Origin of the sequence: Alistipes sp. UBA1686 (genome assembly GCF_002320215.1) — a bacterium.
In the GTDB taxonomy this organism is placed as follows: domain Bacteria; phylum Bacteroidota; class Bacteroidia; order Bacteroidales; family Rikenellaceae; genus Alistipes; species Alistipes onderdonkii.
Map to the genome: position 1 here is coordinate 152,598 of NZ_DCKA01000021.1, position 12,637 is coordinate 165,234.

The 12,637-nt window shown below is 60.4% G+C and carries 12 protein-coding genes; 8 read left to right on the forward strand and 4 right to left on the reverse strand.

Features of this window, described 5'->3' with window-relative positions; translation table 11 throughout:
• Positions 1-2 precede the first annotated feature (2 nt).
• From B3C38_RS10700 to glmM, 3 genes are read right to left on the reverse strand one after another with little or no spacing between them, the layout of a single operon-like run.
• The gene (locus B3C38_RS10700; protein WP_286727058.1) at positions 3-1,370 is read right to left on the reverse strand and encodes a dipeptidase; all 1,368 of its coding nucleotides are present in this window, start codon (positions 1,368-1,370) and stop codon (positions 3-5) included.
• Positions 1,371-1,382: 12 nt separating this feature from the next.
• Complete coding sequence (locus B3C38_RS10705; RefSeq protein WP_055201883.1) at positions 1,383-1,820, reverse strand: copper resistance protein NlpE; 438 nt, start codon at positions 1,818-1,820, stop codon at positions 1,383-1,385.
• A gap of 20 nt (positions 1,821-1,840) precedes the next feature.
• Positions 1,841-3,232, reverse strand: a complete 1,392-nt coding sequence (gene glmM, locus B3C38_RS10710) for a phosphoglucosamine mutase (protein WP_286727059.1) — start codon at positions 3,230-3,232, stop codon at positions 1,841-1,843.
• A gap of 125 nt (positions 3,233-3,357) precedes the next feature.
• Here glmM and B3C38_RS10715 point away from each other — a divergent pair, with 125 nt between their 5' ends.
• From B3C38_RS10715 to B3C38_RS10750, 8 genes are read left to right on the forward strand one after another with little or no spacing between them, the layout of a single operon-like run.
• Entirely contained in the window at positions 3,358-4,236 is an 879-nt protein-coding gene (locus B3C38_RS10715) for a nucleoside phosphorylase (RefSeq protein WP_286727060.1), read from the forward strand.
• A 40-nt stretch (positions 4,237-4,276) separates the two neighbouring features.
• Positions 4,277-5,401: a DNA polymerase III subunit beta gene (dnaN, locus tag B3C38_RS10720; protein WP_141405617.1), complete on the forward strand. Its 1,125-nt coding sequence runs from the start codon at positions 4,277-4,279 to the stop codon at positions 5,399-5,401.
• Positions 5,402-5,411: 10 nt separating this feature from the next.
• A complete protein-coding gene (locus B3C38_RS10725; protein ID WP_141405618.1) occupies positions 5,412-6,179 on the forward strand; it encodes a 3'-5' exonuclease in 768 nt (255 codons plus the stop codon).
• A complete protein-coding gene (locus tag B3C38_RS10730) occupies positions 6,176-8,020 on the forward strand; it encodes a PBP1 and LysM peptidoglycan-binding domain-containing protein (protein ID WP_414630910.1) in 1,845 nt (614 codons plus the stop codon). The genes B3C38_RS10725 and B3C38_RS10730 overlap by 4 nt, the downstream gene beginning before the upstream one ends.
• Before the next feature lie 10 nt (positions 8,021-8,030).
• Positions 8,031-8,687, forward strand: coding sequence for a redox-sensing transcriptional repressor Rex (locus B3C38_RS10735; RefSeq protein ID WP_286727062.1), 657 nt, complete (start codon positions 8,031-8,033; stop codon positions 8,685-8,687).
• Positions 8,684-9,526, forward strand: a complete 843-nt coding sequence (locus tag B3C38_RS10740) for an FAD synthetase family protein (protein WP_286727063.1) — start codon at positions 8,684-8,686, stop codon at positions 9,524-9,526. Before B3C38_RS10735 ends, B3C38_RS10740 begins: the two co-directional genes overlap by 4 nt.
• Before the next feature lie 5 nt (positions 9,527-9,531).
• Positions 9,532-9,945, forward strand: a complete 414-nt coding sequence (locus tag B3C38_RS10745; RefSeq protein WP_022332075.1) for an acyl-CoA thioesterase — start codon at positions 9,532-9,534, stop codon at positions 9,943-9,945.
• A 19-nt stretch (positions 9,946-9,964) separates the two neighbouring features.
• Positions 9,965-10,303 (forward strand): GNAT family N-acetyltransferase, encoded by a 339-nt coding sequence (locus B3C38_RS10750; RefSeq protein WP_216600639.1) that lies wholly within the window; start codon positions 9,965-9,967, stop codon positions 10,301-10,303.
• Positions 10,304-10,625: 322 nt separating this feature from the next.
• On the opposite strand, the gene B3C38_RS10755 is transcribed toward B3C38_RS10750, so the two are convergent.
• A complete protein-coding gene (locus B3C38_RS10755) occupies positions 10,626-12,509 on the reverse strand; it encodes a thioredoxin-like domain-containing protein (protein WP_276655262.1) in 1,884 nt (627 codons plus the stop codon).
• Between the last annotated feature and the right edge of the window lie 128 nt (positions 12,510-12,637).

A 12,637-nucleotide genomic window follows, 5' to 3' on the forward strand; every position in this document is an offset into this window, starting at 1 on the left:
CGCTATTTCTCCGCTGCGAAATACTTGTAGAACAGCGGGATGGTCTCCACGCCCCGGTCGAACTGCTCCAGCCCGTAGCTCTCGTTGGGCGAGTGGATCGCGTCCTCCGCGAGCCCGAAACCGATAAGCAGCGACTTGATGCCCAGGATCGACTCGAACCCGCTGATGATCGGGATCGAACCGCCCGAATAGAAGGGCAGGGGTTTCTTGCCGAAGGTCTCGGCGATGGCCTTCTGGGCAGCCTTGTAGGCCGGCATGTCGGTCGGTGCCACGTAGGGCATACCGCCGTGCAGCGATTTCACTTTGACCTTCACGCTCTTGGGCGCTATCGACCTGAAATATTTTTCGAACAGCCTGCTGATCTTGCGGTAGTCCTGGTTCGGCACCAGGCGCATCGAGATCTTGGCCGAGGCTTTCGACGGGATCACCGTCTTGGTTCCCTCCTCGGTGTAGCCGCCCCAGATGCCGTTGACGTCGAGCGACGGGCGTACGCCGGTGCGTTCCAGCGTCGTGTAACCCGCTTCGCCCTCCACATCGCCGATCGACAACGATTTCTTATAGCCCGCGAGGCTGAACGGGGCCTTGTTGAACGCCTTGCGCTCGGCGGGCGTCAGCTCGCGCACATCGTCGTAGAACCCGGGGATCGTCACGCGGCCGTCCTTGTCCACGAGCTGCGCCACGAGGCGCGTCAATACGTTGGCCGGGTTGGCCACGGCGCCGCCGAACAGCCCCGAGTGGAGGTCTTTGTCGGGGCCCGTCACCTCGACCTCCATATAGGCCAGCCCGCGCAGGCCGCAGGTGATCGACGGGGTCTGCATCGAGATCATCGAGGTGTCCGACACCAATATTATATCCGCCTTGAGCATTTTTTTGTTCTGTTCGCAGAACTTGTAGAGGCTCGGCGAGCCGATCTCCTCCTCGCCTTCGAGCATGAATTTCACGTTGCAGGGCAGGCTCTCCATGGCGCACATCGCCTCGAATGCCTTGGCGTGCATCCACAGCTGCCCCTTATCGTCGTCAGCACCGCGCCCCCAGATACGGCCGTCCTTTATGACCGGCTCGAAAGGCTCCGTGCGCCACTCCCCGCGCGGGTCTACGGGCATCACGTCGTAGTGGCCGTAAACCAATACGGTCTTGGCCTTGGGATCGACAATCTTCTCGGCGTAAACGACCGGGTTGCCCTCCGTCGGGAAGACCTCGGTGCGGTCGGCGCCCGCCTTTGCGAGTGCCGCGGCCAGCCATTCGGCGCACCGTGTCATGTCGGGCTTATGCTCGCTCTGGGCGCTGATCGAAGGAATGCGGAGCAAGTCTAACAACTCGCTGATAAACCGTTCTTTATTGGCTTCTATATAACTTTTTACTTTATCCATCCGGCAAGGGTTTTATTCGGTTTTCTTCAATACGTAATTTTCGGCCAGCGCCCCCGTGACGGGTTGTTTGTCGGCATTGAGCTTGCGCACCTGGTTCTCCTCCACCTTGTAGTACTCCGGCTGCCCGTCCATCGGGGTCAGCGTCAGCAGGTTCCCCTTCACCTTGTAGGCGCCCTTCTCGTCGAATTCCGAGTCGCGATCCAGGTATTTCATGTGCAGGCTGTAAGTGCCGTCCTTCTTCAGCGTGAGGCGCATGTCGATCCCCGGGCAGTCCGCCGCCGGGAAAACCCCGGTGTATGTCCCCTGGTAGTCGAGCGAGCTCTCTGCATCGTGCATGTCGACCTTCACGGCATCCGCTTTGACCTTTTCAGATACCGCCTTTTTCTGTTGGTTGCCCCCGCAGGCGACAAGCGTTATCGCAGCCGCGAGGATCATGACTTTATTCTTCATAGTCGTTTCGTTTAAACTGTTTATATTTTACAGATTTCCTTGATTTCTCCGATGAACCGCTGTGCCAGCGCCTCGGCCGCAGCCATCGACTTCGCCTCGGTATAGACCCGGATAATGGGTTCGGTATTCGACTTGCGCAGGTGCACCCAGTTCTCCGAGAAGTCGATTTTCACCCCGTCCGTATCGTTCACGTTCTCATCGGCATAACATTCCTTTATCTCACGCAGCACTTTATCCACGTCGATCGCCGGTGTCAGCTCGATTTTATTCTTCGACGCATAGTATGCCGGATAGGTCGCACGCAACTGCGTCATGGTCATCCCCGTCTGTGCGAGCCATGTCAAAAAGAGTGCCGTTCCCACCAACGCATCGCGCCCGTAGTGCAGCCCCGGGTAGATCACGCCTCCGTTGCCTTCTCCGCCGATCACGGCGCCCACCTCCTTCATCCTGGCCACGACGTTCACCTCGCCGACGGCCGAAGCATAATATTTGCCGCCGTGCCGCTCCGTCACGTCGCGCAGCGCCCGCGACGAGCTCAGGTTGGAAACGGTGTTCCCGCCCGGGTGCTTCGTGAGGATGTAGTCGGCCACAGCCACCAGCGTGTACTCCTCGACGAACATCGAGCCGTCCTCGCTGACCAGTGCCAGCCGGTCGACATCGGGATCCACGACGATCCCCAGGTCGGCCTTCTCGCGGCGGATCACCCCGGCTATTTCGGTCAGGTTCTCCGGCAGCGGCTCGGGGTTGTGGGCGAATTCGCCCGTGGGGTCGCAGTTCAGCTCCACGACCTCGCACCCCAGTCGTCGCAGCAATTCGGGCATCACGATGCCGCCCACCGAATTCACGGCGTCCACGACGACCTTGTAGCGGCGCGCACGGATGGCCTGGGCATCGACCAGCGGGAGCGCCAGCACCTGCGCGATGTGCCGTTCGTTGAACGGCTCGCGAGAAAGGACGCGCCCGATGCCGTCGACGGTGGGGTATTCGTAATCCTCCTCTTCCGCCATCGCCAGCACCTGTTTCCCCTCGGCGTCGCTGAGGAATTCCCCGTCGGCGTTGAGCAGCTTCAGGGCGTTCCACTGGCGGGGGTTGTGCGAGGCGGTGATGATGATGCCGCCGTCGGCCTTGTGCGTGATGACGGCCATCTCGACCCCCGGCGTGGTGCACAGGCCGACGTTTATCACATCCGCACCGCACGCCAGCAGGGTGCCTTCGACCAGGTCGGCGACCATCTCGCCCGAAATCCGGGCGTCGCGGCCGACGACTATGGTAAGTTTTTTGCCCGGGTTACGGCGGGCGGCCAGACGGGCGTAGGCCGTGGTGAACTTCACCACGTCGGGCGGCGTCAGGTTCCCGGCCTGGGCCCCTCCCACGGTGCCCCGGATGCCGGAAATGGATTTAATCAATGTCATATTTCAAGGCTTTGATGCGGAGTTTCCGCTATACATATATTTATGAAAAATTCCCTTCGAAGTTTTGATATTCGAGGTAAATATATTACTTTTATGCCAATTATGAAAATTTAAAAACGACTATTATGAGAACGATTCCAGCTTCCGAATTGATTATCAACGACGACGGTTCCATTTTCCATCTGCACCTGCTTCCGGAGCAGTTGGCCGATACGGTGATCCTCGTCGGGGATCCGGGCCGCGTGGCCCTCGTGGCGGAACATTTCGATACGAAAGAGTGCGAAGTCGCAAACCGTGAATTCAAAACGGTGACCGGCACCTACAAAGGCAAACGCATGACGGTGCTCTCGACGGGCATCGGCATCGGCAACATCGACATCTCGGTCACGGAGCTCGATGCGCTGGCCAACGTCGATTTCGCCACCCGGCAGGAGAAGGCCCACAAAAGGCAGCTCACGCTGGTCAGGCTCGGCACGTCGGGGGCCATCCAGCCCGATATCAAGGTGGGGGAGTTCGTCTTCTCGCGCACGTCGGTAGGCTTCGACAGCCTGCTCAACTACTACAAGGGGCGCAACGAGGTCTGCGACCTGGAGATCGAAAAGGCTTTCATGGAGCATGTCGGCTGGAACGAGCTGCTGCCCAAACCCTATTTCATCGACGCCGACAAGACGCTCTTCGAGCATTTCAGCGACGTGACGCGCGAGGGCATCACCATCGCCGCCCCGGGCTTCTATGCGCCGCAGGGCCGCTGGGTTCGCCTCGAACCGCAGGACGCCGAACTCAACGCGAAGATCGAATCGTTCGGCTACCACGGCCGCCGCATCACCAATTTCGAGATGGAGGGCTCGGCGCTGGCCGGCCTGGCAGCCCTGATGGGACACCGCGCCGCGACCATCTGCACGATCATCGCACAGCGTATCGCCCAGAATGTCGACACCGATTACAAGCCCTTCGTGCGCAAAATGATCTCGACGGCGCTCGACAAATTGGCAGTATTGAAATAAGCAATCCATATAACAGAAAATAAAAGAAAGGAAACAACGTATGAAATTTTCAGTATCAAGCTCGGCCCTGCTTTCGCTCCTGGCTACAACCGGCAAGGTTATCAGCAATAAAAACACGCTGCCCATCCTGGATTACTTCCTCATGGAGCTCAATGGCAACGAGCTGAAGGTCACCACTTCCGACCTCGAAACGACGCTCATAGGCTCTATCACGGTCGACAGTGTGGAAAGCGAGGGCACCATCGCGGCTCCCGCCAAACTGATGCTCGACTCGCTGAAGGAGTTTTCCGAGCTGCCGCTGACCATCGACGTCAACGACAAGAACTGGGAGATAACGATCAACTGGAAGAGCGGTTCGCTCTCGATCCCCGGCGCCAGCGCCGTGAGCTATCCCGCCGTGCCGCAGCTGAGCGCCGAGAAGAAGGAGCTCCGGCTGGATGTGGACATGCTCGTGAACGGCATCAACAAGACCATCTTCGCCACGGCCGACGACGAGTTGCGCCCCGTGATGAACGGCATCTACATCAACCTCGCACCCGGGGCACTGACGTTCGTGGGAACCGACGCGCACAAACTCGTGAAATACGAGTCCGAGGCCGAAAACGAGGTCGGCGCATCGTTCATCCTGCCCAAGAAACCGGCCAACCTGCTCAAATCGGTGCTCCTGAAGGAGGACGACGCCATCGAGGTCAGCTTCGACTCGAAGAACGCCATGTTCAAGCTCAAGAGCCACACGCTCGTATGCCGCCTGATCGAGGGCAACTACCCGAACTACAACGCCGTGATCCCGGCCAACAACCCCAACAAGGTGCTCGTCGACCGCATCGAGCTGGTGAACGGCATCAAGCGCGTGGCCGTCTGCTCGAACCCGACCACCAACCTGATCCGCATGGACATCGGCGACAACCGGATCAACCTCACGGCGCAGGACATCGACTTCTCGGTTTCGGCCAACGAGACCATCACGTGCAGCTACGACGGCGAGCCGATCTCGATCGGTTTCAAATCGACGTTCCTGGTCGAGATACTCTCGAACATGGACACCCCGACCGTGGTGGTCGAACTGGCCGACTCGACCCGCGCGGGCGTATTCAAACCCGTCTACGACGACAAGCAGACCAGCGCGACGCTCATGCTGCTCATGCCGATGATGATCAACGCATAACGCCCGGCAGATGAAGTTAAACCTCAAGCGCCCGATCGTCTTCTTCGACCTCGAAACCACCGGCGTGGACACGGCCAAAGACCGCATCGTCGAGATCTCGATGGTCAAAGTGATGCCCGACGGCGAGCAGATCGTCAAGACCCGCAAGCTCAACCCCGGGATACATATCCCGGCGGAAGCCACGGCCATCCACGGCATCACGGACGAAGACGTCAGGGATTGCCCGACCTTCGCGCAGGTCGCCAAATCGCTCGAACAGTTCATCCGCGGCTGCGACTTCGGCGGCTTCAACTCCAACCGCTTCGACCTGCCGGTGCTGGTCGAGGAGTTCCTGCGGGCGGGCGTCGACGTGGATTTCAAACGCCGCCGTTTCGTCGACGTGCAGAACATCTTCCACAAGAAGGAACAGCGCACGCTGGTCGCGGCCTATAAATTCTATTGCGACAAGGATCTGGAGGACGCCCATTCGGCCGAGGCCGATACGCTGGCGACCTACGAAGTGCTCATGGCGCAGCTGGAACGCTACCCCGACCTGGAGAACGACATCGACAAACTGGCCGAGTTCTCGACCCGCGGCGAGGCGGCTGACTACGCCGGGCGCATCCTCTTCAACGAAAAGGGCGAGGAGGTCTTCGGGTTCGGCAAGTACAAGGGGCGCCCCGTCGCCGAGGTCTTCCGCGCGGAGCCGAGCTACTACGCATGGATGATGAACGGGGACTTCCCGCTCTACACCAAGAAGGTCATCACGGAGATCCGTATGCGCGAAAAAACGAAATGACGATGAAGCGATTCTGTGCGACAGCCCTGCTGCTCCTGTGGAGCCTGTGCGCCCTTGCGGTGCAGAAATCCGGGACGATCGTGTATATCAACGGCTCGAAATTCTACGTCCACACGGTGCAGCCCGGCGAAACGCTCTACGGGCTTTCGAAGGCCTACGAGGTGGGGGAGAAGGTCATCCTGCAACATAACCCCGCGGCAGCGCAGGGGTTGCGCGCAGGGGAGAGCATCAAGATCCCCTTCGTATCGAACGTCCCCCAGCCCAAGTCGGAGCGCAAGCTGCGCAAGACCTTCGACATCCATACCGTGACGCAGGGCGAAACGCTCTACGGCATCTCGCGCAAATACGAGATCCCGATCCAGACCGTCATCGAGGACAACCCCAACCTCGACCCGGTGCACCTGCGCCTCGGGGAGCGCATCCTGATCCGCAAGAAGGAGATCGGCTCCGAAGACGAGGCCGGCACGAGGGAGCAGTGGGAGGCCTACCGCAATTCGCTCAACAGCGTAGCCGAGGAGGGTTTCGCCTACCACATCGTGAAACCGGGCGAAACCTTCTATTCGCTTTCGCGCCGCTTCGGCATCACCGAGGATCGGCTCGGGACACTCAACGGGGGGCTGAAACCCGCCGACCTGAAAGCCGGGGCGATCATCAAGGTGCCGGGTTCTGCGGAACAGCTCGCAGCCGCCGAAAACGGCCCGCAGGCCGACAGCCTGCAAGTGCAGGACTCACTCCCGGGGATCTTTGCCAGCAGCAGGCCGAAGCAGGTCGAATTCCGCGCCCTGCGCCGCAGCGCACCGCTCAAGGTGGCGCTGATGCTGCCGATGGCCGTCGGCAACGAGCCCAACAGCAACTACCTCGAATTCTATCAGGGCTTCCTGCTGGGGCTGGACAGCGTGCGGACGAAATACGGCAACTCGATAGACCTCACGCTTTACAACACGGCCCGCAATGTGGATGCGATCCGCGAAATCGTCAACAGCGACGCCTTCGCCGGCACCGGGCTGATCGTCGGCCCCGTATACGAGGAGGGGCTCCATCCCGTCATCCTCTATGCCGAGGAGCACGACGTCCCCGTCGTATCGCCGCTGGCCAGCATCACGGGGATGAACAGCGACGCCCTGTTCCAAATGGCACCCGACCCGTCGCACAAATGGGACAAGGTCGCCGACCTGGTGAACGGGGACAAACAGGTGACGCTGATTTACAGCGACAGCACGGACAAGGACTTCGAATCCGAGATCCTCGCCCTGCTGGGCGATTCCGACTACCGGAAGTATACCTATACTTATGTGCACCCGTCGAACCGTTCCTCCAACAATCCGGGCGACCTGACGCCGCTGCTGGATAACGGCCAGGACAATGTTTTCGTCGTCATGACCGACGATGAGGTCGAGGTCGAGCGCATCCTCGCGGCCATCGCCTCGGCCGATACGAGCATCACGGGCCGCGGGCGCACGGCTCCGCGCTTCGTCGTGCTGGGCAACACCCGCTGGAACCGCTACGGCAACCTCGACCGCACGGTATTCTTCAAAGACCGCGTGGTGTTCATCTCCACCTACCACGCCAAGCGCGACTCGCAGGCGATCCTCGATTTCGACCGTGCCTATATCCGCGCCTTCGGCGCATTGCCTTCGCTCTACTCCTACCGCGGTTACGACGCCGCGCTGATCTTCTGCCCCGCGATGTACAACGACATCGAATACGACCTGGAAGGGCGCAGCTATACGCCGCTGCAAACCACCTATCTCTTCGGCCAGGGCGAGCAGCGCGACAACCACGTCAACCGCAACTGGACGCGGGTGAACTACAACAGCGACTTTACGATAACCATCGAATAAAGCGACCTCTATGGCAGCATTGACCAATACGATCCCCGAAAAAACCATCGAGCGGCTGAGCGAATACCGCCGTACGCTCCTGGCCAGCCACAAGCAGGGCATTACGCATATTTTCTCGCACGTATTGGCGGGCATCCATGGCATCACGGCCGTGCAGGTGCGCCGCGACCTGATGCTCATCGGCTTTTCGAGCGATACGAAAAAGGGATACGACGTACAGGTGCTCATCGAGTACATCAGCAAGATACTCGACAGCCCCTCGCAGATGAACATCGCAGTGCTGGGCATGGGACACCTGGGACAGGCCATCACCAAATATTTCAACGGCAAGGGGCTCAAGCTGAAGATCACGGCTGCCTTCGACGTCGATCCCGAGAAGGTCGGCAAGACCATCGACGGCATCCCGTGCTACCACATGGACACCTTCGAAGACATGGTCGAAAACCAGGACATCAGCATCGTCATCGTCTCTTCGCCGACGAAGGTCGCCCCGGGGCTCGTGGTGCCGATCATCAACGCCGGCATCAAGGGCGTGCTCAATTTCACTTCCACGCCGCTGAATTTCCCGCAGGGCATCGTCGTCGAGAACTACGACATCACCACGCTGCTCGAAAAGGTGGCCTATTTCGTCAAGGAGAACGAAGAAAGCAACAGCAGCAACGCATGATGCGACTCGAAGGAAAAAACGCAGCGGAGGGCGGAGAAACAGGCAGCCTCGACATACACGGCGACCTTACGGAACACCGGCCGGCTGCCGGGCAAGCGGACATGCGGGTTTTTTACGGGTTCGATGCACTCCCGCATTTCGTCCGTCCGACGGTCACCGTCGGATCGTACGACGGCGTGCACAGCGGACACCTGGCCCTGTTGCGCACCGTTGCCGGGAGGGCCCGCGCACAGGGCGGCGAGAGCGTCGTACTCACGTTCGAACCCCATCCCCGCGTGACGCTCGGCCGGGCCGACGGCCTGCGGCTGCTGACCTCGCTCGAAGAGAAGATTTACCTGCTCGGACAGCAGGGCATCGACAACCTGATCGTCATCCCGTTCGACAAGGCATTCAGCGCCCTTGCGCCCGACACGTTCATCCGCGACTACCTCGTGGGGCGCATCGGCGCCGAAACGCTGGTCGTGGGCTTCAACCACCGCTTCGGGCGCGACAAGCAGGGCAGTTACGACTATCTGGGCAGCCACGGCTTCGGACTGGAGGTCGTGGAAGTCGGCGAATGCGACGTGGACGCCGAAAAGGTCAGCTCCACCGTCATCCGCCGCCTGGTGGCACAGGGCGACATGGCCCGTGCAGCCCGCCTGTTGTCGCATCCCTACCTCGTCATCGGGACGGCGGCGGCCGGCCGCATCCGCACCGACGACCCCCTCAAGCTCCTGCCGCCCGCAGGGTCGTACCAAGTCCGCATCGGCGGCCGGCCGGCAAGGCTGACGGTCGACGCATCGCAAAACCTGATAATCCGCGACGGCTGCCCCGACGGGCGTGCCGTCCTAACCTTTTAAGCACCATGCTGAGTTACGATTGCCAAATCCGCGTGTGGTACAAACACACCGACCAGATGGCCATCTGCCACCATTCGAACTACATCTGTTACTACGAAGCCGCGCGCAGCGAACTGCTCCGCTATCTGGGCATGTCCTTTGCCGAAGTCGAGAAGCGGGGCATCATGATGCCCATCCTCGAGGTGCAGTCCAAATACCACCGCCCGGCCTACTACGACGAGCTGCTCACCGTGCGCATCATGCTCCGCGAACTGCCCACGGCGCGCATCAACTTTTTCTACGAAATCTACAACGAGAAGGGCGAGCTGCTCAACACGGGCATGACGCAACTGGGCTTCATCCACAGCGACACACGCCGCCCGTGCCGCGTCCCCGACTGGTTCCTGAAACTGGTCGCCGACAAATGGACGGAAGAGTAGAGGCCGCCGCGGCACTCCGATGCTTCTCACAACGGAAAGGCTCCGGATCGTTCCGCTGACACCCCGGCAGCTGGGGCTCTGGCTGCATGACATTCCGGCACTGGAAAAGGAGTTGGATTGCCGCTGCACAGCCGGAAGCCCGCGCGGCGACTTCCGCCGGATCGTCGCGTGCAGCGTGCAGCATGCACTTGCCGCCGCCGACCCCGGCAATCACCTCTTCCACACCTTCTGGTTCCTGATCTTACGGGATGGCGGTGCCGTTGCGGGATCAGCCTGCTTCAAAGGGGCGGCGGATGCCGACGGAAGGGTAGAGATCGGCTACGGACTGGAAAAGCCTTTGAAAAACAGGGTTACATGACCGAAACCGTCCGGGCATTGTGCGCCTGGGCGAAGCAACAGCCCGGTGTCCGGCACATCACTGCCGAGACCGAACCGGATACCGCGCCTCGCATCGCGTCCTGCAAAGGGCCGGGTTCCATCCCGCCGAAGCGGACGCAGCCCGATGGCGGAGCCTGTGAAACCGGGCTGCCACCCGGAAAATACAGAAGGCCGTTCCTGCGAACGGCCTTCTGCATTTTCGTCGATCCGGAACCGTGGATCCGGAATTCCGGCTTTCCGGGGAGCGGGGCCGACTCGTGGCAGGAAAAACTGTTCCCGACGGCCGGCAGGCTCCCGCAAAGTCATTCGAGCATCCCCTTGAGCGTCTTTTTCATCAGGTCGTGGTCGCGGAAGTCGTTACGCAGCTCATAGCTGCCGTCGCGGTCGACCAGCACATAGGACGGAATGCCGTCGATCCGGAATTTCTCGCAAAGGTATTTCCACTGCGCGTCGTCGAGCCGGTAATGCTTGCCCGCGATCTTGGCGATGCTGGTCTTGTAGGCGACCAGCGGCGAGGTCTCGTTGGCGATGTATATCCACACCAGGTCGTCGCTCTTCAGTTCCCCGCTCTTGAGCGGCTCGTTCGCTTTGATCGAAGCCCGGCAGGGGCCGCACCACGTGTTCCAGAAATCGACGAACACCACCTTGCCCTTGTAGGGCGCTACAATCGCATCGAACAGCTTGTCGACGGCAACCTCGGGCGTCGTTTCGATACGGACGTCCTTCACCGACTCCAGCTCCTTGCGCACACGCGCCTGCATCGCCTCGCAGGCCTCGGCGTAGAACGGCTCCTTGAGCGAATGCAACAGGTCGAGGTCTTCCTGCGTAAGGGCGTTGTTTTCGGCCTTGGACGGAAGCTGATATACCTTGGGAAGGTCGGCCAGGATGCCCTCGGTAGCGTGTGCGATATTCGCCCAGCCGATATGCGGGGCAATGATGGAGTAGCAATAGTCCGAGGAGGACATGCCCATCAGCAGTTTCGGGTTATTCAGGTCGAAAAGCCCGGCCAGCACCGCATAATGCTCCGGTGCGAAAACGGCGAATTCGTAGTCGGCCTTCTTGCCGTAATCCCAATCCTCGTGCCGGCTCCGGTAATTGTGTTCCAACAGTCCGGGCCCGTTGGACATGGCCCCGAGCGCCTCCTGCTGCAACGTGAGCAGGGACAATTCCTTCATCATCCCGGACACCGGGCTGCGCGCGATGCTGTCCGCCAGGCTTTCGTATTTCGACACGACCATCTGCGTATACTCGTCGGCACTCATGCGGTAATCCGCGAAATCGCCCGAATAGAGGTTCATGCGGATACTGCTGCCGCCGCTCGCATCCACCAGCGCATTAAGATCCGCATACGCCCCGGTCGTATAGAGCCTGCGCCCGGGCGCAGGCTCGCATTCCTTGTCGCGGCGCTGCACGACGGCCCGGCCGCCTGCCTCCATAGCGATATACATGTCCAGCGTTTCACCGGGGGCAATCCAGCACATCCCGAATACCGGGCCGCACGAAACATAGGCCATGGCCGTACCGTACTGTTCGAATCGCAGGGTTGCCGTGCCGCTTTCGGGGTCGATGGCCGCCGTATGCTCTTCCTGACCGTTCAGCAGCGAATTGACATACATGGCGACCTCCTTCACCATTCCCCTGCGGTACCCCAGCAGGCGGACGTTCACGGTGGTCGTCCCCACCGCGAGTATCGGTTCGGGAACGGGGCCGTCTTCGGGGGCCTTCTGCAGTGCGCGGGGTAACCCCTCGGGATAACGCGGATACTCCTTTTTACCCGTCAGGTCGACCCCGTAGAGTTTGAAGCAGTCGTCGCAGTCCGATTCGATGAAATCGAACGATTTGGTTCCCCGCGGCAGCGGCCCGAATTTCAGCACGAACGACGCTTCGCCCGAGTCGGGCATCCAAAAGAGCGAATCGGGGAGGATACCTTCGCTGCCCTGCAACATGTATTTCTGCCCGTCGGCCAGCAAGTAAGTGCCCGCGTCGATGCGGATCCAGTTGTGCGGCCGGAAATAGGCATCGACATGCAGCACGGTCGCCGTGTCGCTCAGTTCTATTTTCGGAAAGTCGAGCGTCATGGTGTTGGCAGCCCCGATCAGGGGGTTCTCGACGACACGGTTCGCCGGGGTGCATGACGCAAGGAGCATCCCGACCGCCACCGCACCGGAGGTTAGCAGTTTTCTCATAATTCGGGGTTTTAGGTTATGACAAATATAACCTTTTATTCCTTTGCGCAACTATTTCCGCACAAGTATTTTACGGCCCGCCGGCAAATAAAAGGGGGCTGCACCCTGCGGCGCAGCCCCTCCTCATT

Coding starts and splice junctions, on each gene's coding strand:
- B3C38_RS10725 (WP_141405618.1), top strand. CDS start 5,412: ATGAAGTTAAACCTCAAGCGCCCGATCGTCTTCTTCGACCTCGAAACC.
- B3C38_RS10700 (WP_286727058.1), bottom strand. CDS start 1,370: ATGGATAAAGTAAAAAGTTATATAGAAGCCAATAAAGAACGGTTTATC.
- B3C38_RS10745 (WP_022332075.1), top strand. CDS start 9,532: ATGCTGAGTTACGATTGCCAAATCCGCGTGTGGTACAAACACACCGAC.
- B3C38_RS10735 (WP_286727062.1), top strand. CDS start 8,031: ATGGCAGCATTGACCAATACGATCCCCGAAAAAACCATCGAGCGGCTG.
- B3C38_RS10715 (WP_286727060.1), top strand. CDS start 3,358: ATGAGAACGATTCCAGCTTCCGAATTGATTATCAACGACGACGGTTCC.
- glmM (WP_286727059.1), bottom strand. CDS start 3,232: ATGACATTGATTAAATCCATTTCCGGCATCCGGGGCACCGTGGGAGGG.
- B3C38_RS10705 (WP_055201883.1), bottom strand. CDS start 1,820: ATGAAGAATAAAGTCATGATCCTCGCGGCTGCGATAACGCTTGTCGCC.
- B3C38_RS10730 (WP_414630910.1), top strand. CDS start 6,176: ATGACGATGAAGCGATTCTGTGCGACAGCCCTGCTGCTCCTGTGGAGC.
- B3C38_RS10755 (WP_276655262.1), bottom strand. CDS start 12,509: ATGAGAAAACTGCTAACCTCCGGTGCGGTGGCGGTCGGGATGCTCCTT.
- dnaN (WP_141405617.1), top strand. CDS start 4,277: ATGAAATTTTCAGTATCAAGCTCGGCCCTGCTTTCGCTCCTGGCTACA.
- B3C38_RS10750 (WP_216600639.1), top strand. CDS start 9,965: ATGCTTCTCACAACGGAAAGGCTCCGGATCGTTCCGCTGACACCCCGG.
- B3C38_RS10740 (WP_286727063.1), top strand. CDS start 8,684: ATGATGCGACTCGAAGGAAAAAACGCAGCGGAGGGCGGAGAAACAGGC.